This window comes from Roseovarius faecimaris (assembly GCF_009762325.1).
In the GTDB taxonomy this organism is placed as follows: Bacteria; Pseudomonadota; Alphaproteobacteria; order Rhodobacterales; family Rhodobacteraceae; genus Roseovarius; species Roseovarius faecimaris.
In genome coordinates this window covers 2,395,888-2,420,688 of sequence record NZ_CP034348.1, presented here as the reverse complement: position 1 = coordinate 2,420,688, position 24,801 = coordinate 2,395,888, and the positions used below count along the sequence as shown (strand labels likewise).

Annotated in this window: 27 protein-coding genes and 1 tRNA gene; 17 read left to right on the top strand and 11 right to left on the bottom strand. The window is 64.2% G+C overall.

Going from position 1 to position 24,801, the window contains the following annotated elements:
- Positions 1–26: 26 nt before the first annotated feature.
- The 3 genes from EI983_RS12405 to EI983_RS12395 all read right to left on the bottom strand — a co-directional run bounded on the left by EI983_RS12405 (position 27) and on the right by EI983_RS12395 (position 3,936).
- The gene (locus tag EI983_RS12405; RefSeq protein WP_157707695.1) at positions 27–2,195 is read right to left on the bottom strand and encodes a Hint domain-containing protein; all 2,169 of its coding nucleotides are present in this window, start codon (positions 2,193–2,195) and stop codon (positions 27–29) included.
- Between the two features lie 197 nt (positions 2,196–2,392).
- A complete protein-coding gene (gene kynU / locus EI983_RS12400) occupies positions 2,393–3,586 on the bottom strand; it encodes a kynureninase (RefSeq protein ID WP_157707694.1) in 1,194 nt (397 codons plus the stop codon).
- The gene (locus EI983_RS12395; protein WP_157709084.1) at positions 3,583–3,936 is read right to left on the bottom strand and encodes an MmcQ/YjbR family DNA-binding protein; all 354 of its coding nucleotides are present in this window, start codon (positions 3,934–3,936) and stop codon (positions 3,583–3,585) included. Before EI983_RS12395 ends, kynU begins: the two co-directional genes overlap by 4 nt.
- Positions 3,937–4,091: 155 nt before the next feature.
- Between EI983_RS12395 and EI983_RS12390 the strand changes: the two genes are divergently transcribed.
- Entirely contained in the window at positions 4,092–4,736 is a 645-nt protein-coding gene (locus EI983_RS12390; protein ID WP_157707693.1) for a DUF4259 domain-containing protein, read from the top strand.
- Between the two features lie 75 nt (positions 4,737–4,811).
- Here EI983_RS12390 and EI983_RS12385 read toward each other — a convergent pair whose 3' ends face one another.
- A complete protein-coding gene (locus EI983_RS12385) occupies positions 4,812–5,564 on the bottom strand; it encodes an SDR family NAD(P)-dependent oxidoreductase (RefSeq protein WP_157707692.1) in 753 nt (250 codons plus the stop codon).
- Positions 5,565–5,631: 67 nt separating this feature from the next.
- Here EI983_RS12385 and EI983_RS12380 point away from each other — a divergent pair, with 67 nt between their 5' ends.
- The 3 genes from EI983_RS12380 (at position 5,632) to EI983_RS12370 (ending at position 9,322) form a co-directional block, all read left to right on the top strand.
- A complete protein-coding gene (locus EI983_RS12380; RefSeq protein WP_246162157.1) occupies positions 5,632–6,084 on the top strand; it encodes a methyltransferase family protein in 453 nt (150 codons plus the stop codon).
- Between the two features lie 157 nt (positions 6,085–6,241).
- Positions 6,242–7,816 (top strand): Re/Si-specific NAD(P)(+) transhydrogenase subunit alpha, encoded by a 1,575-nt coding sequence (locus tag EI983_RS12375; protein ID WP_157707691.1) that lies wholly within the window; start codon positions 6,242–6,244, stop codon positions 7,814–7,816.
- Between the two features lie 12 nt (positions 7,817–7,828).
- Complete coding sequence (locus EI983_RS12370) at positions 7,829–9,322, top strand: NAD(P)(+) transhydrogenase (Re/Si-specific) subunit beta (protein WP_157707690.1); 1,494 nt, start codon at positions 7,829–7,831, stop codon at positions 9,320–9,322.
- Positions 9,323–9,385: 63 nt separating this feature from the next.
- On the opposite strand, the gene EI983_RS12365 is transcribed toward EI983_RS12370, so the two are convergent.
- Both EI983_RS12365 and EI983_RS12360 read right to left on the bottom strand, forming a co-directional pair.
- Positions 9,386–9,769, bottom strand: a complete 384-nt coding sequence (locus EI983_RS12365; protein ID WP_157707689.1) for a GFA family protein — start codon at positions 9,767–9,769, stop codon at positions 9,386–9,388.
- Positions 9,766–10,692, bottom strand: a complete 927-nt coding sequence (locus EI983_RS12360; protein WP_198389289.1) for an arginase family protein — start codon at positions 10,690–10,692, stop codon at positions 9,766–9,768. Before EI983_RS12360 ends, EI983_RS12365 begins: the two co-directional genes overlap by 4 nt.
- A gap of 86 nt (positions 10,693–10,778) precedes the next feature.
- Between EI983_RS12360 and EI983_RS12355 the strand changes: the two genes are divergently transcribed.
- The gene (locus EI983_RS12355) at positions 10,779–11,267 is read left to right on the top strand and encodes a flavodoxin family protein (protein ID WP_157707688.1); all 489 of its coding nucleotides are present in this window, start codon (positions 10,779–10,781) and stop codon (positions 11,265–11,267) included.
- 111 nt (positions 11,268–11,378) lie between these two features.
- On the top strand, positions 11,379–12,662 hold the full coding sequence (locus tag EI983_RS12350; protein WP_157707687.1) for a DUF3422 family protein: 1,284 nt from the start codon (positions 11,379–11,381) through the stop codon (positions 12,660–12,662).
- 69 nt (positions 12,663–12,731) lie between these two features.
- On the opposite strand, the gene EI983_RS12345 is transcribed toward EI983_RS12350, so the two are convergent.
- Positions 12,732–14,048 carry a serine hydroxymethyltransferase gene (locus EI983_RS12345; RefSeq protein WP_157707686.1) on the bottom strand — a complete coding sequence of 439 codons (1,317 nt, stop codon included), beginning with the start codon at positions 14,046–14,048 and terminating at the stop codon, positions 12,732–12,734.
- 108 nt (positions 14,049–14,156) lie between these two features.
- Here EI983_RS12345 and EI983_RS12340 point away from each other — a divergent pair, with 108 nt between their 5' ends.
- From EI983_RS12340 to nusB, 4 genes are all read left to right on the top strand, one after another.
- Entirely contained in the window at positions 14,157–15,038 is an 882-nt protein-coding gene (locus EI983_RS12340) for a LysR family transcriptional regulator (RefSeq protein ID WP_157707685.1), read from the top strand.
- A gap of 62 nt (positions 15,039–15,100) precedes the next feature.
- Positions 15,101–16,252, top strand: coding sequence for a 3,4-dihydroxy-2-butanone-4-phosphate synthase (ribB, locus tag EI983_RS12335; RefSeq protein WP_157707684.1), 1,152 nt, complete (start codon positions 15,101–15,103; stop codon positions 16,250–16,252).
- A 4-nt stretch (positions 16,253–16,256) separates the two neighbouring features.
- Positions 16,257–16,802, top strand: coding sequence for a 6,7-dimethyl-8-ribityllumazine synthase (locus EI983_RS12330; protein WP_157707683.1), 546 nt, complete (start codon positions 16,257–16,259; stop codon positions 16,800–16,802).
- A complete protein-coding gene (gene nusB / locus EI983_RS12325; RefSeq protein ID WP_157707682.1) occupies positions 16,799–17,269 on the top strand; it encodes a transcription antitermination factor NusB in 471 nt (156 codons plus the stop codon). The genes EI983_RS12330 and nusB overlap by 4 nt, the downstream gene beginning before the upstream one ends.
- Positions 17,270–17,275: 6 nt before the next feature.
- On the opposite strand, the gene EI983_RS12320 is transcribed toward nusB, so the two are convergent.
- Complete coding sequence (locus tag EI983_RS12320) at positions 17,276–18,244, bottom strand: hypothetical protein (RefSeq protein WP_157707681.1); 969 nt, start codon at positions 18,242–18,244, stop codon at positions 17,276–17,278.
- A gap of 227 nt (positions 18,245–18,471) precedes the next feature.
- On the opposite strand from EI983_RS12320, the gene ppk2 reads away from it, so the two are divergent.
- The 3 genes from ppk2 to EI983_RS12305 all read left to right on the top strand — a co-directional run bounded on the left by ppk2 (position 18,472) and on the right by EI983_RS12305 (position 20,502).
- Positions 18,472–19,284, top strand: coding sequence for a polyphosphate kinase 2 (ppk2, locus tag EI983_RS12315; RefSeq protein ID WP_157707680.1), 813 nt, complete (start codon positions 18,472–18,474; stop codon positions 19,282–19,284).
- A gap of 113 nt (positions 19,285–19,397) precedes the next feature.
- Complete coding sequence (locus EI983_RS12310) at positions 19,398–19,736, top strand: hypothetical protein (protein ID WP_157707679.1); 339 nt, start codon at positions 19,398–19,400, stop codon at positions 19,734–19,736.
- 322 nt (positions 19,737–20,058) lie between these two features.
- On the top strand, positions 20,059–20,502 hold the full coding sequence (locus tag EI983_RS12305) for an MmcB family DNA repair protein (protein WP_157707678.1): 444 nt from the start codon (positions 20,059–20,061) through the stop codon (positions 20,500–20,502).
- Here EI983_RS12305 and EI983_RS12300 read toward each other — a convergent pair.
- Positions 20,497–20,685, bottom strand: a complete 189-nt coding sequence (locus tag EI983_RS12300; protein ID WP_157707677.1) for a DUF6324 family protein — start codon at positions 20,683–20,685, stop codon at positions 20,497–20,499. The genes EI983_RS12305 and EI983_RS12300 overlap by 6 nt on opposite strands.
- A gap of 41 nt (positions 20,686–20,726) precedes the next feature.
- Here EI983_RS12300 and EI983_RS12295 point away from each other — a divergent pair, with 41 nt between their 5' ends.
- The 3 genes from EI983_RS12295 to EI983_RS12285 all read left to right on the top strand — a co-directional run bounded on the left by EI983_RS12295 (position 20,727) and on the right by EI983_RS12285 (position 22,719).
- A complete protein-coding gene (locus EI983_RS12295; protein ID WP_343038604.1) occupies positions 20,727–21,254 on the top strand; it encodes a GNAT family N-acetyltransferase in 528 nt (175 codons plus the stop codon).
- Positions 21,255–21,363: 109 nt separating this feature from the next.
- The gene (locus EI983_RS12290; RefSeq protein ID WP_157707675.1) at positions 21,364–22,563 is read left to right on the top strand and encodes a porin; all 1,200 of its coding nucleotides are present in this window, start codon (positions 21,364–21,366) and stop codon (positions 22,561–22,563) included.
- 79 nt (positions 22,564–22,642) lie between these two features.
- A tRNA-His gene (locus EI983_RS12285) sits at positions 22,643–22,719 on the top strand.
- A gap of 22 nt (positions 22,720–22,741) precedes the next feature.
- On the opposite strand, the gene EI983_RS12280 is transcribed toward EI983_RS12285, so the two are convergent.
- Positions 22,742–23,056, bottom strand: coding sequence for a DUF6476 family protein (locus tag EI983_RS12280; protein ID WP_343038603.1), 315 nt, complete (start codon positions 23,054–23,056; stop codon positions 22,742–22,744).
- On the opposite strand from EI983_RS12280, the gene EI983_RS12275 reads away from it, so the two are divergent.
- Positions 23,055–24,095, top strand: coding sequence for an RluA family pseudouridine synthase (locus EI983_RS12275; protein WP_157707673.1), 1,041 nt, complete (start codon positions 23,055–23,057; stop codon positions 24,093–24,095). The two genes, EI983_RS12280 and EI983_RS12275, sit on opposite strands and share 2 nt — an antisense overlap.
- Here EI983_RS12275 and EI983_RS12270 read toward each other — a convergent pair.
- On the bottom strand, positions 24,074–24,763 hold the full coding sequence (locus EI983_RS12270) for a DUF4386 domain-containing protein (RefSeq protein WP_157707672.1): 690 nt from the start codon (positions 24,761–24,763) through the stop codon (positions 24,074–24,076). The two genes, EI983_RS12275 and EI983_RS12270, sit on opposite strands and share 22 nt — an antisense overlap.
- Positions 24,764–24,801 lie beyond the last annotated feature (38 nt).

The window sequence follows — 24,801 nt, the reverse complement described above, 5'->3', positions numbered from 1 at the left end:
AACCTAAGGTTGCGCGGTGCGCGCCGTTACGCAGCCAATGGGAGTGCGGAGTGCTCCGGCATAAGCAGCCGCGCCTCATGGGCTTTCAGGCAGGTCCGGGCCGTCGCCCCATAGCTGGCCGGGTCGCTGCGCAGGGCCGGAAACGCGGTAAACAGTTCCTCCCGGGCATGACCGGATATCGCCGCCAGCCCGACCTCGCCGGCAAAGAAACTCTCGGTCGGCGCCCCTTCGGCATAGATCACCTCATGGCGGTCGAACATCAGGTGAATATACGTCACCAGCGGGCGCGGGCTTCGCATCACGCTCAGCCCATCCTCCAGATGCGCCGCCGCCGCCAGAACCTCATCCGTGCCGAACAGAAGCTCGCAGTCATAGCCTTCGAACAGCAGCCGGTGCTGCGGCGAGACCAGAAGATCGCGCCGCGCGCCAATGACCTCGCGACCCACCCGCACCGGCGCGAAGGTGCCCCGGCCCGGCACGGTAGAAGTGCCCACCCAGCGCAGCGGCTGCGCGCCGTGATCGCGGGTGATCACCCGGTCACCGATACGCAGGCTCTCGATCGGCCGTTCACCGGTCTCTGTCAGGATCATCGTGCCCGGGGTGAAACAGATGATATTCTCGATATCGCTGAAATTCACCACCGTCCCGTCGGCCATGGTGAAGCTGCCCGACAAAGCGCCGGGGTCGCTGCTCGGGGTCAGGGTTATATCTGCAAATGAGACATCCGAAGTCAGTTGCAGCGTGTCGTTGTCGCCGGCACCGCCATTGCCGCCGTCAATGGTGATCGTCCCGCTGCCCGCTTCGCCCAGATCGGTCAGAAAGAAGTAATCGTCGCCGTCTCCGCCCTCGGCCACATCGCCTTGCGCAACGAAAAATGTGTCGTCATCCGCGCCACCCTGAAGCAGATCCGCCCCGATCCCGCCGATCAGGGTGTCATTGCCCAGATTTCCGATCAGCGTGTCATCCCCGGCGCCGCCATCCAGGGAATCCCCCGACGTATCCGTACCGGTCAACGGCACCTGGTAATTGGCGTCGATCCGCTCCGCCACGAGCCCGGAATCATCTGTATCCACCGAAAGCAGCGTGATTGACTGAATCGGCGCCGAGGTCAGCAACAGGTTGTCGGCGTTGTTGGTAAACTCCGGCATCAGGTAGACATCGCCATCCACCGTCTGCACCACAACCGCCGTGAATGTGCCGGTGCTGCCATCGGTGAAGGTGACCGTCGCGTTATAGACCTGCGTGCTGTCGATCTGCGTGGTCACGCCATTGATGACGATATTCTCGGGCGTGGTGCCCGTGTCATTGTCTTCCAGCGTCGTGTCGGCATTCGTGTCGAACACGGTGGCGGATTCGAAATTGTTGTACAATTCCGAGCCGATCCCGCCGTAAACCCCAAGAAGATCCGCGGCATTCTCCGAAATGCCGTTGAGTTCATCCGGGTCGATATCGGCGAAATTCCCAAGGTTGATGACCGTGAAACTCGTGCCAACGGTGTTGGTCCCGCCAATGCCTGTGCTGCTGGTGTTCTGCTCGCCGCCAAAGAGGACATCGTTGCCCGCCCCGCCGATCAGCGTATCCGAGCCCAGATCGCCATAAACCGTGTCATTGCCGTCGCCGGACGACACGATGTCATTGCCCGCTCCGGCATAAACCGTGTCATCGCCGCCGCCGACACTGTCCCCGTCGGCATCCACGTAAGTTGCGTCAATCGTCTCGCTCGCGGCGGTGCCGTCCACCTCGTCGCCCGGCTCCACATAGTCGTTGATGTTGAAAACCGGATCGCCTGCGTTCACATCGGGGTCGGTGTTGTAATCAAGCGTCTCATAGCTGCGCCCCGGAACCAGCGGAATTTCCGAAAGGGTGTAGTAGCCGCCCGCGCCGCCGCCCACGACACGCAGGGTGATAACCTCGAATGTCTGGCCGGTGACCGTATCCAGCAGGGTCCAGCTTTCCTCGGCATAGACCCGGCGGCCCGTGGAGGTGCTGCCGCCCACCGTAACCGTGGCCGTCGCCGTCTCGCCGCCAGCATTGCGGCTGTCGATGGTAAAGCCTTCGATGCCGGGCTCGTTATCGGTGATCGTCGCGGTGCCCGAGGGCGTATTGGCCCCTGTCCAGATCGCGGTGCCTCCGATGGTGGTCGAAAGCACGTTGACCGGGTCGACGTCATATATCCCTACCGTATACGTGGGCATTGTCCTGTATCCTGCCTCGGGGCCTGCGATCTTTGCGCCGCTGCGGCCAATGGAGCTGCTTACTCAACTTTGTTTCCATCCTGGATACAGTCGCTCTGAGGCCGCAAAAGAGCGGGTTTTAGGCGAATTTTCGGCAAATTGAGGTATTTTTGGGGCACGACGCCGTGCTTGCGCTTCGGTATGCGCGGTGTCCGGGGTCAGGTCACCGCGGCGCGGGTCGCGTAGTCGGGCCGGTCCCAGAGGCGGTCGTTGACCACACGCGCGATGATCTCCACCGCTCGTTCGATATCGTCTTCGTCCAGATAAAGCGGCGTGATGCCAAAGCGCATGATGTCGGGTGCGCGGAAATCTCCGATCACCCCTTCGGCGATACAGGCCTGCATCGCGGCATAGCCATGAGCGAAGTGAAAACTCACATGGCTGCCTCGCTCTGTGGCCCTGCGCGGGCTGGCCAGGCGCAGGGCAGGGCAGGCGGCCTCGACGCCCTCGATAAAGGCGGTGCTCAGTTTCCGCGAGGCCGCCGCCACCTCGCGCATGTCGACCATGTCCCAGACATCCAACGCCGCTTCAAGCGCGGCCATGCCCAGCACCGGCGGCGTGCCGACGCGCATCCGCGCAATGTCCGGCGCCGGGCGGTAGGTGGGATCGAAATCAAATGGCGCTTCATGCCCGAGCCAGCCTGACAGGGCTGGAGAGGCCTTGGCCGCGTGCTCGGGCGCCACATAGATGAAGGCCGGCGCGCCGGGCCCGCCATTGAGGTACTTGTAGGTGCAGCCCACGGCGAAATCCGCGCCCGCCCCGGCCAGGTCCACCTCCACCGCGCCCGCCGAATGCGCCAGGTCCCAGACCGTCAGCGCGCCCAGCTCCTGCGCCTGCGCTGTCAGGGCGGCCATGTCATGCTGGCGCGCGGTGCGGTAATCCACCTCCGTCAGCATCAGCACCGCCACCTCTTCGCTCAGCGCCTCCGCCACCTTTTCGGGCGCCACCACGCGCAGCTCATATCCTTGCCCCAGGGTGCGGATCAGCCCCTCGGCCATGTAGAGATCGGATGGAAAATTGCCGCTGTCCGACAGGATCACCCGCCGATCGGGGCGCAGCTCCAGCGCCGCGGCCAGCGCCTGATAGACCTTCACGCTCAACGTGTCGCCCACCATCACATGCCCCGGCTCCGCCCCGATGAGCCGTCCGATCCGGTCGCCGATGCGCCCCGGCTGCGCCATCCACCCGGCCTTGTTCCAGCCGGTGATCAGCATCTCGCCCCATTCGTCCTGCATCACCCGCGCCATGCGCTCGGTTGCGGCGCGGGGCAGGGGGCCCAGCGAATTGCCATCGAGATAGATCACCCCCTCGGGCAGGTGAAACCGCGCCCGCGTGTCCGCAAACCCGCTCACAATCCCAGCTCCGCGCGCCGCTTCCGGGTCAGCTTGGCCACCACCATGTCATAGCTCATCACGATATGCTCTTTCAGTTCGTCGTCGCTCAGCCCCGGCGCCTCATAGACCTGCAGCCATTTCATCCCGCGCGAGGCCAGATAGGGCGCGGGCCGGATGCCCGGTTGATCCTGCAACACCTCATAGGCGATGTCGCTGGCCTTGAACGTATAGGCATCCTTGCCCTCATTCCAGCCGCAGATCGCGAACACCTTGCCGCCCACTTTCCAGACATCCGCATTGCCCCATTGCACCACATGGGTGGTGGCGGTCAGCCCCCCGCAAAAGCTGTTGAACTCGTCCCGGACCATCATCGCGCCTCTCCCGGCTTCGCTGCCCCGACAGTATCGCCCGCCCGGCCGCTTTCACAGCCGAAATCTCGTACGGGTTCGGCCCTGTTGGCCGTGCCCCGGAAACCGTCTAGCCTCATCCTGCCGGCACATATGACCCTGCAGAGGAGGCCGAAATGGGCACATGGGATACGGGAAGCTTCGACAACGATGCCGCTCTCGACTTCTTGGGCGAGTTGGAGACGCCTGCAGAGATCGCCGCGATGATCCGCGACGGCGGGCAGTCCGCTGATGCCGACACGGCCGCAAGGGTGATCGCCGCCTGCGATCTGGTGGCCGCACTTCTGGGCCGACCCGATCCGGCCATGCCCGAGGATATCCTGCCCCGCCTGGGCGATGCGCCGCACCCCGAAGCCGCGCTTCTGGCCGAGGCCCGGCGCGCCATTGCCCATCTGCGGGCACGCTCCGAACTGGCCGAGCTCTGGGCCGACGGGGATGACGCGGGCTGGCAGGCGGCCCTCGACGATCTGCTCGCCCGCCTCGACCCGGACGCGCCCTATGAGCCGAAGGGGACATCCGCCGCTCCCGCCGGCGTCATCCTCGCCCATTGCTTTGCCTGTGAACAGGGCATCCCCGAGGACGAGGCGGTGACGCTTGAGCATGTCATCGATGACGGGATCATCTATGCGACCATGGCGCTCTATGCCCACCGCGCTTGTGTCGAAGACCGGTTCGATCCGCCGCACTGGAACGCCGACGGCACTCCGACCGAGAGCACGCTGGCCCAGTTTGCCCGCGCCATCGGCGTCGAGGACGGCTAACGGGTCGGGCCGCTCATCCGCCCTGACAGGCGGCCTCGCGAGGCGGGCACGCAAGGGCCCGAAGAGCGTCGCGCCTCAGAATTGCCCGCCTGCGATCTCGATGGCCTGCCCGTTCACGCTCTCCGATCCCGGCGCACAGAGCCACAGCGCCGCCGCCGCCACCTCTTCCGGGGCGATCAGCCGCTTGTGCTTGTTGGCCTCCACCATCATCGCCCGCGCCGCGTCCTCGCTGACCTGCGCGCGCTCGGCAATCGCGGTGACGTTGCGGGTGACGATCTCGGTATCCACATAGCCCGGGCAGAGCGCGTTGAAGGTCAGCCCCGTGCCCAGGTAATCCTCGCTCAGCGCCCGGATCAGCCCGATCATCCCGTGTTTGCTGGCGGTATAGGCCGCGGCGCCCTTCAGCCCCTTCAGCCCGGCAATGGAGGAGACCGCAATGACCCGGCCCCAGTCCGCCTCGCGCATGCCGGGCAGGCATTCGCGCACCGTCAGGAACGCGCCGTCAAGGTTGATCGCCATCATCCGCCGCCAGAAGGCCAGGTCGGTCTTGTGCAGCGCCCGGCCCTCGGCCATGCCGGCATTGGGCACGCAGATCTGCACCGGCCCGCGCGCGGCCACAGCCGCGGCCACGCCGTCCACAACGCTCGCCTCATCGGCCACATCCATCTGCACCGCGTGCAAACCGCGCCCGGCCACCGCCTCGAGCACGTCCATCCGCCGCCCGGTGATGGTCACCTCTGCCCCGGCCTCGGCCAGGGCCCGCGCGATGGCCAGGCCAATGCCCGTGCCGCCGCCTGTCACCAATGCGTGTTTTCCCGTCAAAACCATGGTCATCCTCCTGGCCGCCATGCTACGCGTTTGTCACTGGCTGGCAACCGTCCCGAAAGGACCCCGCATGACAAAATGGCTCGACATGCCTCCCGCCTGGCTCGCGCTTTTCATCGCGCTGGCCTGGGTGCAATCCTCGTATTTCGGCCTTGGCCTGCATTTCGGCGGCGGCTGGGCGGATTTTGTCGGCGGTCTGCTCGTCGGCGGCGGGATCATCATCGTCATTCTGGCCGCGATCGAATTCCGCCGCTACCGGACAACCATCGTGCCCAAGGAAACGCCCGCCCGGCTGATCCAGTCCAGCGTGTTCAAACGCTCGCGCAACCCGATCTACCTTGCCGACGCCATGATCCTCGCCGGGCTGATCCTGCGCTGGGACGCGGTGCTGTCGCTGCCGCTGGTGCCGGTTTTCGTCTGGCTCATCGAAAAGCGGTTCATCCTCGGCGAAGAGGCCAGGATGCGCCAGATCTTCCGCATGGAATACGCCAAATACGAACGCAAAGTGCGTCGCTGGCTGTGAAACCGGCCCAAATCCGGGCAAAACGCGGCGTCAGAGCGACTTTTTAACGCGTGAGCGCGACATCCGCTTGCACTGCCCTAAATACCCGGTCTAGGGATCAACCCGACGTGGCGGGCCGCTGGCCGGCCCTGCTGCCATTGGAAAGAGGGGACATCAGATGAAGATCGGGACTCCGAAGGAAGTAATCGAGGGCGAAGCGCGTGTTGCGATGACGCCGGATTCGGCGCTGCAGCTGCAAAAGCTCGGCCATGACTGCGTGATCGAAAGCGGGGCAGGCGACAAGGCCGGTTTCTCGGACGCCGATTACAAGGCCGCGGGCGTCGAGGTGGTCAAGACCGCCGCCGCCCTGTGGAAAGCCGCCGATGTGGTCGCGAAGGTGCGCCCGCCGCAAGAGGCCGAGATGAAGCGCCTGCGCAAGGATCAGACGCTGATCAGCTTCTTCTCGCCGGTCGCCCAGGAGGCCGAGATGAAAGCGGCCGCCAAGAAAGGCGCCACCATCGTCGCGATGGAAATGGTTCCGCGCATCTCTCGGGCGCAGAAAATGGACGCGCTCAGCTCCATGGCCAATATCGCAGGCTACCGCGCGGTGATCGAGGCGGGCAACAACTTTGGCCGCTTCTTCACCGGGCAGGTGACCGCCGCCGGCAAGGTGCCGCCCGCCAAAGTGCTCGTCGTGGGCGCGGGCGTGGCCGGGCTTGCCGCCATCGGCACCTCGACCAGCCTTGGTGCCATCACCTATGCCTTCGACGTGCGCCCCGAAGTGGCCGAACAGGTCGAGAGCATGGGCGCCGAGTTCGTCTATCTCGATTTCGAGGATGACAGCCAGGATGGATCCGCAACCGGCGGCTATGCCTCGGTGCAATCGGATGAATTCCGCGAAGCACAGCTGGCCAAGTTCCGCGAGCTTGCCCCCGAGATGGACATCGTCATCACCACCGCGCTCATTCCCAACCGCGAAGCGCCCGAGCTGTGGACCAAGGATATGGTCGAGGCGATGAAGCCCGGCTCGGTCATCGTGGACCTTGCCGCCGAGAAGGGCGGCAACTGCAAGCTGACTGTGGCGGACGAGAAGATCGTGACCGACAATGGCGTGACCATCATCGGCTATACCGACTTCCCCAGCCGCATGGCCACGCAGGCCTCGACGCTCTATGCCACCAACATCCGGCACATGATGACGGACCTCACGCCCGAGAAGGACGGCGTGATCGTGCATGACATGGATGATGACGTGATCCGCGGGGCCACCATCGCCCATGCCGGAGACGTGACTTTCCCGCCACCGCCGCCCAAGGTGCAGGCCATCGCGGCCGCCCCCAAGAAAGAGGTGGCCCCCGAACCGACACCGGAAGAGAAACGTGCCGCTGAAAAGGCCGCTTTCCGCAAGCAGACCGTTCAGCAGGTCTCGCTTCTGGGGATCGGTGGCGCGCTGCTTCTGGCGGTGGGGCTCGTGGCTCCGGCCAGCTTCATGCAGCATTTCATTGTCTTCGTGCTCTCGGTCTTCGTGGGCTTCCAGGTGATCTGGAACGTCTCGCACTCCCTGCACACCCCACTCATGGCGGTGACCAACGCGATCTCCTCGATCATCATCCTGGGCGCGCTGATCCAGATCGGCTCCAGTTCGGTGCTCATCACCATCCTGGCCGCAGCGGCGATCTTCATGGCCGCCATCAACATCTTCGGCGGCTTCCTCGTCACCCGGCGCATGCTCGCCATGTTCCAGAAATCGTAAGGGGTCAGGGCTATGGAATACGGATTTACAATTGCAGCCTACGTGGTTGCGGCCATCCTCTTCATCTTCTCGCTGGGCGGACTTTCGGGTCAGGAAAGCGCCAAACGTGCCGTGTGGTACGGGATCGTCGGCATGGCGATTGCCGTGCTGGCCACCCTGATCGGCCCGGGCCACGGGCTGTGGCTGATGTCGATCGTTCTGATCGCGGCGGGGGCCGTGGTGGGCTATCAGCTTGCCACCAAGGTGCAGATGACGCAGATGCCCGAACTGGTGGCGATCATGCACTCCCTCGTCGGTCTCGCCGCCGTCTTCGTCGGCTTCAACGCCGATCTGATGATCAACAACGTGAGCGGCCTCTTTGCCGAGAACGGCATGACCATGGGCGCGCTTGCCGCCGATGGCAGCTATGCGCTGCTGCCCAAGGCCGTCTATCACGAGCTCAGCGCCTTCGGTCAGCTTATCGCCAAGAAATCGCCGGTTGAGATCACCATCCTTCAGGTCGAGCTGGTGCTTGGTATCTGGATCGGGGCCGTGACCTTCACCGGCTCGGTGATTGCCTATGGCAAGCTGGCGGGCAAGGTCGATAGTGCCGCCAAGCAACTGCCCGGCGGGCACCTTCTGAATGCCGCCGCTGCCGGTGCGTCGCTGCTCTTTGCGATCATGTACCTTGGCGGGTCGGGCAGCTGGACGCTGGTCCTGCTGACGCTTCTGGCGCTCTTTATCGGCTATCACCTGATCATGGGGATCGGCGGCGCGGACATGCCCGTGGTCGTCTCCATGCTCAACAGCTACTCAGGCTGGGCGGCCGCCGCCATCGGCTTCAGCCTCGGCAATGACCTCTTGATCGTGGTCGGCGCGCTGGTGGGCTCGTCCGGTGCGATCCTGAGCTACATCATGTGCAAGGCGATGAACCGGTCCTTCGTGTCGGTCATCCTTGGCGGCTTCGGCGGCGCCTCGGGCGAGCAGATGGCCGTCGAGGGCGAGCAGATCGCCATCGACGCCGACGGCGTGGCCAATGCGCTGAACGAGGCGCAGAGCATCATCATTATCCCCGGCTACGGCATGGCCGTGGCACAGGCCCAGCAGGCCGTCTCGGAGCTGACCAACAAGCTGCGCGCCAAGGGCAAGGAGGTGCGCTTTGCCATCCACCCCGTCGCGGGCCGCTTGCCGGGGCATATGAACGTGCTTCTGGCCGAGGCGAAGGTGCCTTACGACATCGTGCTGGAAATGGACGAGATCAACGATGACTTCCCCGATACGGACGTGGTCATCGTGATCGGCTCCAACGACATCGTGAACCCGGCCGCCCAGGACGACCCCAACAGTCCGATTGCGGGCATGCCGGTGCTGGAATGCTGGAAAGCCAAGCAGGTCTTCGTGTCCAAGCGCGGGCAGGGCACCGGTTACTCGGGCATCGAGAACCCGCTTTTCTACAAGGACAACACGCGGATGTTCTATGGCGATGCAAAGGACAGCGTGTCGAGCCTTCTGCCCAAGATCGACTGACGCCGCCCGTTGTAATGACAAAGCCCCGTCCCGGCGTATCGCCGGGGCGGGGTATCTTTTTGCTCAGCCGTCGTCATCGTCCCGGTTGCGCTCATATTGCCGGGCTCCGGGGATCGGGGGCAGCCAGCTTTCGCGCCGCAGGGTCCACAGCTCATAATCCGGCCTGAACTGATCCGGCGTATCCATCGCACCGAGATGCAGCTCCACCTCGTCACCGCTCCGCGCAAAGACAGACGATCCGCAGCGCGCACAAAACGCGCGCTCCTGATACTCCCGCACCTCCCCGGTGACCGTCACCGCGTCGCGGTCGAAAATCGCGGCGGCAAAGAACGGCGCGCCGTGATGCTTGCGGCAGTCCAGGCAATGACATACCCCAACGCGCCTGGGCGCACCCGCCGCCACGATCCGAACATCGCCACAGAGGCAGCCGCCCTCGTGCCGCGTCATGCCGCCGCCCGCGCGCAGCGGCCCAGCACATGGGCCAGAATGCGCGCCGCCGTCACACTCGCCGCGCCGTCCACGTCCCTCTCGGGCACGAACTCGATCATGTCAAAGCCCACAAGGCTGGTCTGTGTCGCCACCGCCTCGATCAGATCAAGCGCCTGGTAATAGCTCAGCCCGCCCGGCGTCGGCGCCATCACCGCGGGCATGATCCCTGCATCCAGCGCGTCGCAATCCATCGTGATCAGCGTGTTGCTGCCCTTCTCCACATGCCGCATCACCGCCGCCACGCCCTCCGCATGCAGCTGCCGCGCGGTGACGATCTCCGCGCCCCATTCGCGGGCCAGTTCCACCTCGCCACGCCGGGCCGAGCCAAGCCCCCGGATGCCCACATGCACGATCTTCTCCACATGGGCCATTTCCGAGGCCCGCCGCATGGTCGAGGAAAACCCCATCGGTTCGCCCCGCCGTTCCTGCCGCCAGTCGATATGCGCATCGACCTGCACGATGGTCAGCGGCCCATGCGGGGCCAGCGCCTCGATAAAGGGGATCGGCACGCTGTCATCGCCGCCGATCATCACCGGGATCGCCCCGCGCGCCACGATCTCGGCCGTCGCCTCGCGGATCAGGGCGCGGTTGCCCGGCCCGTCCTGGCTCGCAGTCTGCAAGTCTCCCGCGTCGGCCACCTTGAACCCCGTCCCGTGCACCAGCGGCCCGCCAAGATCGAAATCCCAATGGTCGGGCCAGCCCGCCTCCTGCTCCAGCGCGCGGCGCAGCGTGTTGGGCGCCTGCGCGTAATTCTCGTTCACGATGCCGGGATAGGGCGTTCCGTGCGGTGCGCCAAAAACCACGAGGTCGGCCTCCTCCACGCTGATATCGGTCCGCGCCCCGGAAAAGGGCAGGGCAGGGGGATCAAATGCAACGGTCATGGCGGGGTCCTCCTCAGGTTCCACCTTTCCAGTCCTAGCAGCCCCGGCTAGGCTTGGGCAAACCTTCACCGCAAGAGCCACCCGCCATGCCCCGCCTGCTTATCCTTTACCATTCCCGCACCGGCGGTGCGCGCCAGATGGCCGAAGCCGCGCATGCGGCTGCGTGCGAGGAACTGCCCGACACCGCCCTCATGCGCGCCGAAGACACCACGCCTGACGATATCCTCCGCGCCGATGGCTATATCTTCTGCGCGCCCGAAAACCTCGCCACCCTGTCCGGGCCGATGAAAGACATGTTCGACCGCTGCTATTACCCGGTGCTGGGCCGGATCGAGGGCCGTCCCTATGGCCTGATGATCTGTGCGGGCTCGGATGGCGAAGGCGCGCTACGCCAGACCGCGCGCATCGCCAAGGGCTGGCGGCTGCGCGAGGTGCAGGCGCCCTTCATCGTCTGCACCCATGCCCAGACACCCGAGGCGATCCTGGCCGAGAAGACGCTTGACGATGATCAGCTTACCCCTTGCCGTGACCTGGGCGCCGCACTGGCCGCAGGGCTGGCGATGGGGGTGTTCTGAGCCGGTTCGGTATGCAGAGGTATTCCGCTAAATCATTGAAACACATATTGAAATTTCTTGATCTTCTGCTGTGTCACGCTATGGTCTGGCCCAGCTTCCAAGGACAGGCCCATGCCCCCGATTGCCGATCACCCATTGCGCTATGACCTGGTTAACGAGCTTCATGCGCGCCCCTTCCCGGTGCTCAGCGCGCCCTCGACGGCGGTGTTTCTGGCCGTCAAGCGCGAAAGCGATGCCGCCGGGCGCGACCCTGCCGCCGATATCGCGCATCTGACCGCCTTGCTCGACCGGCACGGCGCGCCGCACCCCCAGCCCGGTGCGACGCATTATTTCGGCCAGATCGGGCGGCATCACCTGAAATGGGAACAGCATACCGAGATGGTGACCTACACCGTCTTCACCGAGGGGCTGAGCGACCGGGCGTTTGACCCGGCCGATTTCGATGTCCTGCCCGAAGACTGGCTTGAGGCGGCGCCCGGCGCGCGCATGACCTCCGCGCTGATCCGCATCGCGCCCTGGGAAAGCGACGATGTGGTGCGTGACATGCTGCACACCTGTTTCGTGCCCGAAAGCGTCGCCGTGGCCCGCGTGCTGGACGACGCGGCGATCATGGCGGGCGATTTCCGCATCGACACCGCCGGGCATATCCGCTTCGCGCTCTTTGTGAAGCCCCAGACCGGGCCGCGCCGCATTGGTCGTATCGTGCAGCGCATGTGCGAGATCGAAAGCTACAAGACCATGTCGATGCTGGGCTTTGCCAAGGCGCGCGGGCTCAGCCCCGAGATGCGTGGGATTGACGAGCGTCTCGGCGCGCTGATCGGGGGGCTGTCGGGCGATGGCGGCCGTCCCGCCGAAGAGGCGCTGCACAGCCTGCTCGCCGTCTCTTCCGAGCTCGAGGCGATGGTGGCGCGCTCCTCCTTCCGGATGACGGCGACCATGGCCTATGAGACCATCGTTGACGAACGTATCCGGCTTCTGCGTGAAGAGCGTTTCGAAGGCCGCCAGACCTTTGCCGAATTCATGACCCGCCGGTTTCAGCCCGCCATGCGCACCGTGCGCGCCACCAAGGCGCGGATGGAGGCGATGGCCGAACGCGCCAGCCGCGCGGGCGATCTGTTGCGCACCCGGGTGGATGTGGAACGCTCGGCCCAGAACCAGGCCTTGCTGGAAAGCATGAACCAGCGCGCCGATCTGCAGCTTCGCCTGCAAAAGACCGTCGAGGGGCTCAGCGTGGTGGCGATCAGCTATTACGCGGTGTCGCTCGCGGGTTACCTGCTCTACCCTCTTGCCGGGGCGCTGGGGATCAGCAAGGGGATGCTGCTTGCGGGCGTGACGCTGCCCGTGGTGCTGCTGGTGTGGTGGATGGTCAACAATATCCGCAAACGTCTGCATTGACGGCCGGTGCGTGAAATCACGCACCCTACGGGCCAGATGTAGGGTGCGTGCTTGCACGCACCGCGCCGCTCACATCACGAAATGCAGCCGGTCGAACTCCGCCCGCCATGCGGCCACCTCCGCCGCCAGGCTCTCCGGCGCGTCCGATCTCAGCGCCCGCGCGATCAGCCCTGCCAGGCGCGGCATATGCTCCGGCGTCATGCCCCAGCGCACCAGCTCCGGCGTGCCAAGGCGCAGCCCGTTCATATCGCCCTGCACCTCCGCGATGGGCAGCCCGATTCCGCAGGCCAGGACACCGGCGCGGCGCAGATGCTTTGACGCGGCCTGCCCGCCGCCAAACGCCGCCGCTTCCAGCGCGAACTGATGCGATCTGGTGACCCCCTGCGCGCGCGCAAAAACCGGCAACCCTTCGGCATCTAGCCCCTCGGCCAGCGCCCGCGCCGTGGCGATCATCCCGGCCGCATAGGCCGCGCCATGCTCGCGCCAATCCAGCAGGGACATGGCCAGCGCCGCCGATTTCGCGGCGTCGAAATTCGCCGTCAGCCCCGGAAAGGCAATCGCATCGAGCCGCTCGGCCATCTCGGCGTCATTCGTCACGATCAGCCCGCCCGCTGGCCCGCCAAGGGATTTGTAGGTGCTCATCGTCATCAGATGCGCGCCTTCCTTCAGCGGGTTCTTCCACGCGCGCCCTGCGATGATCCCGCATTGATGCGCGGCATCGAACAGCACCTTCGCCCCGACCTCGTCCGCAAGGGCGCGCACCTCCGCAACGGGATGCTCGAAGAGGTTGAGGCTCCCGCCCACCGTGATCAGCCGGGGCCGCTCCGCCTTGGCCAGCGCCCGCAAGCCGCCCAGATCAAGCGTATAGCCATCCGCATTCACCGGCGCCTCGACAATGCGCAGCCCAAACAGCCCCGCACAGCCCGCCATGTGATGCGTCACATGCCCGCCGATGCTGGCCGGGGGGGCGATGATCGTATCGCCCGCGCGGCAGGTCGCCATGAATCCGTAGAGATTGGCAATCGCCCCCGACGGCACCCGGATCTCGGCAAAGCGCGCATCGAACACCTCTGCGGCCAGCTCGGCGGCGATCACCTCGATCTCTTCGATCGCCTCCAGCCCCATCTCGTATTTGTCGCCCGGATAACCCAGGGACGGACGCGACCCGATGCCAGAAGCCAGCAACGCCTCTGCCCGCGGGTTCATCACATTGGTCGCCGGGTTCAGGTTGAAGCATTGCCTTTCGTGAATGTCGCGGTTCTGCTCGGCCAGCGCCTCCAGCCGGTCGGCGATCTCTGCGCTCTGCGCCCCCGCCGTCGCGCGCGCAATCTCCTGCACCCGGCTCTCGCAGCCTTCCGGCACCCAGTTCCTCGTTTCAAGCGTCATGCCCCGTCTCCTTCATGCGCCGCGTTGTCGCCCCCAGTTAGCGCCGCCTCTCTTGCCAGCGCAAACCAGTTTCTCTAAATTTAGACATAGAAAAACTAAGGCTAGATAATGTCAGTCAATCCGCCACGTCCCAAGGGCCCGCCGCTCAACGCCCTGCGCGCGTTCGAGGCGGCGGCGCGGACCGGGGGCTTTGTCACCGCCGCCGAAGAGCTGAGCGTCTCGCCCGGGGCCATCTCGCAGCATATCAAGACGCTCGAAGACTGGCTTGGCGCGCCGCTTTTTCACCGCCGCTCTCAGGGGGTGCGCCTGACCGAGTTTGGCCGGGCGGTGGTCCCGGCGCTGACCACGGCCTTTGACGCGATGGGCGAGGCGGTGCACCAGATGCGCGCACTCTCCGGCCAGCAGGTGATCCAGATCGCCGCCCTGCCCAGCGTGGCGCAGCTCTGGCTCTCGCCGCGCCTGCCGGCCATCCGCGCCGCTCTGCCCGGGGTGACCTTCTCGGTCTCGGCGCTGGAGACCCCGCCGAACCTGGCGCGTGACCTCTTTGATCTGAGCCTCTTTCTGCGCCGCCCCACCGGCCACGCGCGTGAGATCGTCCTTGCCGACGACCTGATCTATCCGGTCTGCGCGCCCGCACTGGCCGACCAGATTGCAGCGATGCGCGCCCTGCACGACCTGCCGCTTTTGCATGACGCGCTCTGGGCCGGGGACTGGGCGCTTTGGGCGCGGGCCATACTGGGCCGCTCGGACGGGTTTGAGCGTGGCGCGAAACACTCGCTCTACGCCATCGCCCTCGAAGAGGCCCGCAACGGGGCAGGGGTGCTGATCGGCCATGACGCGCTGGTGCAGCCCGATCTACGCCGCGGCACGCTGGTGGCCCCCTTCAGTGCCCCTGTACGCACCGGTCTGGCGCTGGTGCTGGAACGCGCCCGCAGCACAGCCGGGCAGGGCGTCCTTCCTGACGTGATTTCCCATCTTCGCGCCGGATAAGCCTCTGGCCTTCGCCGCCTGCCTGCGCTATCCCGCCACCTGCACCAACCAAAGGCCCACCGATGTCCGACAGCCTTCCTTACGAAACCCCCGGTCCCGTCGAGGACAGCCTGCGCGATGCGATCTCTCCCACGGACGAGATCATCGCCGAGGCGCGCGCGGGCCGGATGTTCATCCTCGTCGATCACGAGGACCGCGAGAACGAAGGCGATTTCGTCATTCCGGCCGAGTATGCCGATGCCGCCGCGATCAATTTCATGGCCACCCACGGGCGCGGCCTGATCTGCCTGCCGATGACCTCCGAACGGATCAGCCAGCTTGGTCTGCCGATGATGTCGGTCAACAATTCCTCGCGGCATGAAACGGCGTTCACCGTCTCCATCGAGGCGCGTGAGGGCGTCAGCACCGGCATTTCCGCCGCCGACCGCGCGCTGACCGTTGCCACCGCCATCAATGAACAGAACACGGCTGCGGCCATTGCCACGCCGGGCCATATCTTTCCGCTGCGCGCGCGCAATGGCGGCGTGCTGATCCGCGCGGGCCATACCGAGGCGGCGGTGGACATCGCGCGCCTTGCGGGGTGCAAACCCGCCGGGGTGATCTGCGAGATCATGAAGGAAGACGGCACCATGGCGCGCCTGCCGGATCTCGTCGAAGTGGCGCAAAAGCACGGCATGAAGATCGGCACGATCTCTGACCTCATCGCCTACCGTCACAAGCACGACAACCTCGTGCGCGAAGTGCGCCGCGAGGTGATCCATTCGTCGCATGGGGGCGAATGGCTGATGAGCCTCTGGGCCGACCAGATCACCGGCACCGAACATGTGGTCCTGACCAAGGGCGATGTGACCGACGGCGCGCCCGTGCTGGCCCGGACCCACGCGCTCAATGCGCTTGAGGATGTGCTGGGCATCGGGCTTGAGGCGCGCGACGGTGCGCCCACCGGCAAACTGCCCCGCGCGATGGAGAAGATCGCCGCCGAGGGGCGCGGTGCCGTGTTCCTCTTCCGTCAGCCCCGGCCCAAGCTCAGCTCGGAGATGGAAGATGACGACGCCCCGCGCACCATCAAACAAACGGGCCTTGGCGCACAGATCATGTCGACCATGGGCGTGCATGAGCTCATTCTTTTGACCGACAGCCCCCGCACACGCTATCTGGGGCTGGATGCCTATGGCATTTCCATTGTCGGCACCCGCCCGCTTTCCGAAGGATAACCGCATGGCCAGCACCGAATACTCGCTCCCCCGCGCCAGCTTCGACAAACCGGTGAAGCTTCTGATCGTGGTGGCGCCCTTCTACCGCGACATCGCCGATCAGCTCATCGCCGGGGCCGTGGCCGAAATCGAAGCCACGGGCGGCTCTTACGAGATCACCGAAGTGCCCGGCGCGCTGGAAGTGCCGACCGCCATCGGCATTGCCGAGCGCTTGTCGAATTTCGACGGCTACGTGGCTCTGGGCTGCGTCATCCGCGGAGAGACCACGCATTACGACACCGTCTGCAATGACAGCTCTCGCGGGATCACCCTGCTGGGCCTGCAGGGGCTCTGCATCGGCAACGGCATCCTGACCGTCGAGAACATGGAACAGGCCGAGGCCCGCGCCAACCCCGACAAGATGAACAAAGGGGCAGGGGCCGCCGCCGCCGCCTTGCATCTCATTGCCCTGACACGAAAATGGGGCGGCGCGCGCAAGGGCGTTGGCTTTATCCCCGACGCCGAGGAATACCAACTTGCAGGCGATCTGAAGGACAACCCCAAAGCATGACGCAGCTTTCCGGCAATCAGAAGCGCAAGATGCGCTCCGCCGCGCGGCTTTACGCGGTGCAGGCCCTGTTTCAGATGGAGCATTCGGCCCAGACGGTCGATGCAGTGATCGCTGAGTTTGAAGACCACCGCTTCGGCGCGGCCTATGAGGAAGGCGAGATGCAGGAGGGCGATCCGGCCCTGTTCGAGCAGCTCATGCAGGACGCGGTGAACCATCAGGCGCTGATCGACCAGATGACCGACCGCGCGCTCGTGGCCAAATGGCCCATCGCCCGCATTGATCCCACCCTGCGCGCCCTCTTCCGCGCCGCCGGGGCCGAACTGACCCAGACCGACACACCGCCCAAGGTCGTGATCAGCGAATTCGTGGATATCGCCAAAAGCTTCTATCCCGAAGGCCGCGAAGGCAGCTTCGTCAACGCCGTGCTCGACCACATGGCACGTGAAGCGCGGCCAGAGGCGTTTTGACCGCGCCTAGTGGCGCACAAGCAATCCGCCTTCATCCACCTCATATGGTCCGGGCGAAAACGCCGGATAGGTCAGGCTCACAATCGCCTCTGGCCAGGGAAGGCCATCGGGCATGCCATTCCTGGCATGGGCCGTTTCCATTTCTTTGAAGGAAATACCGGAGTCGAGGCCCACCACATCCTCTTCGAAGCCGTGGTCTTCGGCTCTGATACAGATCTTCCTGAGAACCAGTTCCACCTCTTCGGCCCCCATCGCGCTATGCGCCGGAGCACGGCCTTCAATCCAGAGCGCGGCGCCCAGATAGTCAAGCAGCCATGCAGCGGTGCCGCGATCGAATTCCGGCTGGTCGATCAGCCACATAAGCAGCTCTGCCGGATCACTGTCATAGGCGGCGGCATAGACCGCCATTTGATGAAAGATGCGCGGATCACGGGTCGTCTTGGCCGAAGCCAGCCCGCTTTCGGATGTCAGATCGAATGACAGGCGCTCTGCCTCCGGAGAGGCCGACAGAATTTCCTTCATCATTTCCAGAACGGCCTTGCGCGGGACGCGCTTGTTCACGAAATCGTCTCCGGCCGGTCCGAGAAGCGGCCGAGCCTTGAATTTCCAACCGCCCTTCACCGTCAGGAACTTGTAGACCGATGTGGCATACATCAGGCTATTCGGCCCGGGGGGCGGGGCATGGTGCAAGATGACATTTCCCGGCACAATCACACGATAAAGATGTTCGATCGCGTTGCGTTCTTCCGGCGTCAAGTCTTCCAGGCGCTTGCTCTGACCGCCATTGAGGTCGCGGATCGCAAGTGGCAACAGGTAGAAAACCCCGCCTTCCGAACCGCCCACCAAACGCGACTCAAGCTGGTCGAGGCCAAGCTTATATCCAGCCTCTATGCCGATATCCTTCTGGTAATAGGCGCCCTTGTCATCTTTCAGGATAACGGTGGTGTCGTCGCGTTTTCCAAACAGGCCAAACATAGAAAATCTCAACTAAAGGAATGTCTTGTAGGGCAAGCTTATTGTCTGGCCTTCACAATGCAACCGGGAAATGTCCCGCTGGGGTTGCGGCCCGGCCGTTTCTTGTCCGGCGCGTCAGGACCGGTCTTTGCCCATGCCGGACCGTCGGCCCGATTTGACCGCCTAGCCGCTAGAATGCAGACTAAGGCATTCGTCAGATCAGGATTTCAGCACCCGGAGGGACATCAATGGCCGAGCAAGAGGGCACACGCACCAAGATCAGCAACGCAGATTACGAGGCCGAGCTTGCGCGGCTCCAGATCGAGCTTGTGAAACTTCAGGAATGGGTGAAACACTCCGGCCACAAGGTGGCGATCATCTTCGAAGGCCGCGACGCGGCGGGCAAGGGCGGCACCATCAAGCGCATCACCGAAGCGATGAACCCGCGTGTCTGTCAGGTCGTGGCGCTGCCCGCCCCCACCGAACGCGAAAAGACCCAATGGTATTTTCAGCGCTATGTCGCGCATCTTCCTGCCGCGGGCGAGATCGTGATCTTCGACCGGTCCTGGTACAACCGCGCCGGGGTCGAGCGCGTCATGGGCTTCTGCAGCGATCAGGAATACCGCGAATTCATGCGCTCCTGTCCCGAGTTCGAACGGATGCTGGTGCGCTCGGGCATTCAGCTGATCAAATACTGGTTCTCGGTCAGCGACGACGAACAGGAACGCCGCTTTCAGAAGCGCCTCACCGATCCGACAAAGCAATGGAAGCTCAGCCCGATGGACCTGGAAAGCCGTAAACGCTGGGTCGATTATTCGCGCGCCAAGGACGATATGTTCAACCACACCGATATCAAACAGGCCCCGTGGTATGTGGTGAACTCGGATGTCAAGAAACACGCCCGGCTCGACTGTATCAGCCACCTTCTGTCGCTGATCCCCTATGAAGAGGTCGAACGCCCGCCCGTGGTGCTCGAAGAGCGCCCGCCCCAGCGGTCCTATGTGCGCCCTCCGATGGACGATCAGGAGTTTGTGCCCCCCGCGCATAGCAGGTTCCTCTGAACCTGCTGCGGCGATCGGTCCGGACCGGTCTGTGCCATTCCTTGCCGATGCCCTTGCCGGGGCTGGTGTCTGTGATACACTTACAGATGCACCGCAGCTTCATGAGTCTCCCCATGCCCAAGCTCATCCGCATGTACATCATCAATTGCGCCATCGGCTTCGCCCTTGCGGCGGTCTTTGTGGGGATGCTTCTGTGGTTCAACATCGCCAACCTGTGGCATCTGATCTCGACCTCCGACAAGGGCTGGATCGCGCTTCTGGTACTCTGGATCTCGAACGGGGTGATCTTCGCCGGGGTACAGTTCGGCATCGCGGTGATGCGGATGAAGGATGACGACGATGACGATGGCCCCGGCGGCGGGCTGCGCCAGCATGTCGGTCATGCGCGCGAATACGCCACTATTCCGATCCGGGTCGATCAGGGGAAACGGGCATTCCTCGGCAGGAAATGAGCCCGGCTGACCACATTCCTTAACAAAAGGTGGATTTTGTACAAAACAGGGGGGTGTTTTGTACAAAACGTACAAAATTTTTGTGAGGTGGCGGGACCGCACACAACCGTGGGGTTCTCTCATTCCCGAGGACCTGTATGTACAGGTGGGCGCCGGGTAACCAGGCCAGGGCCAGGACAGAGCCAGCTCCCTCGGATTTGTTTAAGGCCACCGGAATGCAACCATGCACGAATTGGGCAGAACCCGCCAAGAGCCTAAGTAGTCCCTGCGCGTGCCCACGGCAAGGGGTTGCATATGTTCATCTTTTGTTCATAATTGCGGGATGGATCTCGTCAGCTCCTCCACGCTTCTGCCCGGGCAGCTTCTGGCGCGCGGTGTGTGCCGCCACCTGGCCGAGCATGGCTTTGTTTCCGTTGAGGAATTTACGCCCGAGCGGGGCAGGCGCGTGGATGTGATGGCGCTGGGCCCCAAGGGTGAGATCTGGGTGGTCGAATGCAAATCCTCGCGCGCCGACTATATGGGCGACGGGAAATGGGAGGGGTATCTGGACTGGTGCGACCGCTATTTCTGGGCCGTGGATGAGGCCTTCCCGACCGAGCTTCTGCCCGAAGGCACCGGTCTGATCATCGCCGATGGCTATGATGCCGAGATCATCCGCATGGCCCCCGAGGTCAAACTCGCCTCAGCGCGGCGCACCGCCCTCACGCGCCGCTTCGCCCAGGCCGCCGCCCGCCGCCTTCAGGCCCTCAGAGACCCCCGCCTATGATCCCCGCGCCTCTGCCGCCTTGGCGGCGGCAAGGATTTCCTCGGCAATCTCGCGCGCCTCGTCCGGGTCAAAATCCATAGGGATTTCAAAATCTTCCGCCGTCACGAACAGGCGGACCATGCCCTGATCCGTGGGGCCGATCTGCAGGTTGGCTTCGATGTCGCGTTCGGTGTTGATACCCATGACGTGCCTCTTTCGGATGATCTTTTCGGGCTATCGTTTTCATGCTTGAAAGGCAAGCGATCCCGCGCTTTGCTGTGGCCATGGACAAGATCACGATCCGCGATTTCACCGCGGATGACGCCCCTTGGATTGCTGAAACCCACGGCGCGCTTTACCGGCGCGGTGAGGGATTTGACGAGACATTTCAACCGCTTGTGGCCTCCATTCTTGAGGATTTCATCACCCGCTCCGACCCGGATCGGGAACGCGGCTGGATCGCCGAGCGGGGCGGGGCGCGCGTGGGCTGCATCTTTTGCACCAGGCTGGATGACAAGACCGCCAAACTGCGCCTGTTCCTGGTTTTGCCCGACTTGCGCGGGAGCGGGCTGGGTCAGAAATTGTTGAATGAATGCATGAGCTTCGCCCAATCTCACGGCTATGAAGGCATGCAGCTGTGGACCCATGAAAGCCACCGCGCCGCCTGTGCGCTCTATCGCAGGAATGGCTGGCAGTTGCGGGCGTCCAAGCCGGTCCATTCCTTCGGCTGCGACCTGGTCGAGCAAAGCTGGACATACAGTTTTGAACTCTGAGTTTCCCAGACAGGTGTTTCCTCACACCCGCATTCGCCCTATATTTGTAGAAAGGCCGCCATTCTCCCACTCACCCCGAGCGGCTTGAGATGACCAACGACCAAGCGCTATGGCATTGACAACAAATGGCAAAACCACAGCGGCGCTGAGCGCGCTCTGCCTTCTGGCCGCGCCAGCCACGGCGGGCGAATGGGAGCTGGGGCTGGGCGCCGAGTATGAGCAATTCTTTGGCTATGTCTCATATGACAGCGCCACGGCGAGCGATTTCGAAGGCGCCGACGCCGTCGCGTCGGGCCGGGTGTTCGTCGCCCCCGCGCTGACACTGGATAACGGGCTGAGCTTCGGCGGGAATTTCGAGCTTGATGCCCATCTCGGCGAACGCAATGCCGGGGTGGTGGCCGACGAAGCGGCGCTCTATCTCAAGGGCGGCTTTGGCACGCTGCAATTCGGCAAGACGGACACGCCCGGCAACCACATGCACATGGGCGCGCCGGTCAGCTTTGGCCCCGAGGTGAACAACGCGAATATCAGCGCCGCCGTTCTGCCTTCGCTGCTGCAATTTTCCAATGTTCACAGCACCTCACAGGTGGGCGACGACCTGATCCGGGGCACGCTGGGCAGCACATATGCGTCCAATATGCGCGATGAGACCGGCCTGCGGCTGAGCTATTACAGCCCGCGCATCTCGGGCCTGCAACTGGGCCTGAGCTATGCGCCCGACGGGCCGAGCACCGCGCTGGGCCGTGAGGATTTCATCGATGTCGGGGCCAACTATACCCGCAGTTTCGGCGCGGTGGATGCCGCAGTTTCGGCGAAATGGGGCCTGGCGGACAGCACCGCAGGTTCGCCCGAATATTGGGGTCTGGGCCTGTCGCTTGGCTTTGGCGCGCTCTCCGTGGGCGGATCCTATTCCGAGACCAGCGGGAGCGCGGGCGGGCTGACCGACGGTCAAGCCTATGATATCGGGGTGAAATACGAAACCGGACGCTATGGGCTGAGCGTGCATTACCTCTCGGGCGAGAATATCGACGACGAGAACGCGGCGCTTGGCGGCAAGGAGCAGTTGCAGGCCCTGACCCTTGCGGCGAGCTATTCGCTCACTGGCCCTGCCTCGCGTGACATCACCCCGCCGGGGCCCGCTGCGCCTGCGGCCGAGCGCTATGGGCGACAGCCCGGTATGGATGCGTCGATCTTCGGCTTCGTGTCGATGACCGAATTCAGCGAGGATCTGGGCGATGGCGGGCTGGGTACACCGGGCGATGACAATGACGGCTGGGTGATCGGTACGGGCTTCCGTCTGACGTTCTGACGCCCACGCCGAAACTTGCACATTTCCTGCCGCTTGAGGCTTGCATTATCGCGCCGCTAAAGCTAATTCACCCGTCAGTGCCGCCTTAGCTCAGTTGGTTAGAGCGCTGGATTGTGGATCCAGAGGTCCCCCGTTCAAGCCGGGGAGGCGGTACCACCCACCCCCTCAGAAACGGCTGCTACTGCGCTGATGTCACAGCGATTTCCTGCATCAATTGCCCGTCAAGATCATAGATCAGGATGCGGTTGTCAGTGGTCACGATGGCAAACCAGTCGGCGGCGCGGGTAAAGGCCTGGGCCTCGGTCCCTTCGGGCAAAACCACCTCGCCGGGCAGGTCTGGCCCGCCGAAAGCATCCGAGAATTTCGTGACAAACAGCACCACGATGACTAGAAAACCCGCGATCATCGTGACAGTGAGCACCGTCACCAGAAGGCGCAGGTATTTCACCAGCCCGGGATCAACCGGTTGAGGGTCCAGATTGTCAGACATCATGCGCACCGCTCTGAGCATTACCATCGCGGCCGACCCGCCGCCGCGCCTTGATAAGGCGCTTTCGCGCGATGTGCCAGAGGGGGCGCATCTGTCGCGGACGCGGCTGGCGCGGCTGATTGGTGACGGGCAGGTGCGTGTGAACGGCTCGGTCGAGGTCAACCCCAAGGCGCGGGTGGCGGAAGGGGACGTGGTCGAGATCACCGTGCCAGAGGCCGAAGAGAGCCATATCGGGCCGGAGCCGATCCCGCTTGATGTGGTGTATGAGGATGCCGATCTCATCGTGATCAACAAACCGGCAGGCATGGTGGTGCATCCGGCCCCCGGCACGCCGTCGGGCACTCTTGTCAATGCGCTGTTGCATCATTGCGGCGAGAGCCTGTCAGGTGTGGGCGGGGCCAAACGGCCCGGTGTCGTGCACCGGATCGACAAGGATACCAGTGGGTTACTTGTGGTTGCCAAGTCAGACGCGGCACATCATGGATTAGCGGCGCAGTTCGAGGCCCATAGTGTTGAGCGGCAATACGCGGCGGTGGTCTATGGGGTGCCCGATGGGAACGATCCCCGGCTCAGGGGCATTCGCGGCGCGACGTTCGAGGCGGGCAATATCCTGAAGATCACGACGCAACTCGCCCGGCACAAGACCGACCGGCAGAAACAAGCGGTACTCTTTGACGGTGGCCGCCACGCGGTGACCCGTGCGCGGGTGGTGGAGAGCTTTGGTGCGCCTGCCTGCGCCGCCCTCGTGGAATGCTGGCTGGAGACCGGCCGCACCCATCAGATCAGGGTGCATATGGCGCATGTGGGGCATGGGCTGATCGGCGATCCGGTCTATGGCGGGCGGCGTAAATTGCCGCTCAGGGCGCTGACACAGCGCGCTCTCGATGCGGTGGCAGGGTTCTCGCGGCAGGCGCTGCATGCCGCCGTTCTGGGCTTTGAACACCCGGTGACAGGCGAAACCCTGCGGTTCGAGGCCCCGATGCCTGCCGATATGGCGGATCTGATTGCGGCGCTGCGCGATCAGCGCGACGCGGCAGGATAGACGCGCCCCACGATCAGCAGCCACAGGCAAAGCGCCGTTTCGGCCAGAAGGGGCAACAGATAGGCGATCTGAAACCCTGCATGAAGCGGCGGGACAAGCAGGCGCAGGTAACTGCCAGTGAGGTAAACCAGCCCCGATGCGGCAATTGCCCAGCAAAGCGCCGTTGGGACACCCCCCGCCCTGCGCAGAAGAATGGCCATGACCAGGCTGTTTGCCCCGAAGAAGATCAGCCCGATGTCATAGGCATTGGCGTGCATCCCGGTCAGCCCCAGGACCGCGTTCGCATCGCCGCGCTCGACAAGGGCGAAAATGCCGGTCAGCAGCACAAGGCCGACCGTGATCGTGGCAGCTTGCACAAGCCGCAATGCCGTGGCGAGAAGCGCGAGCAACGACCCGACCGGTGCCAGCAGATAGAGAAACACGACCGCCAGGGTGACATCGGCCAGCGCCATGAGAGTGTCTGCAACGAGGCTCAGCCTGAAGAGCGCGAGCCCGGTCTTCAAACCTGCCAGTGTCGCGGCGGCATCACCTGGTGTGATCAGGCTGGCGCGGGCGAAACCTTCGCTCCACACGCCGCAGATGATGATGACGAGGTATAATACTCCCGCAACACGCGCGATGCGGCGATGGTCGGCTGGCGCGTGAATATGGGGATCGGGTGCAGCCACCTGGGAATGGGTGATTTGTTCTTCTCCGGTTTGAGATT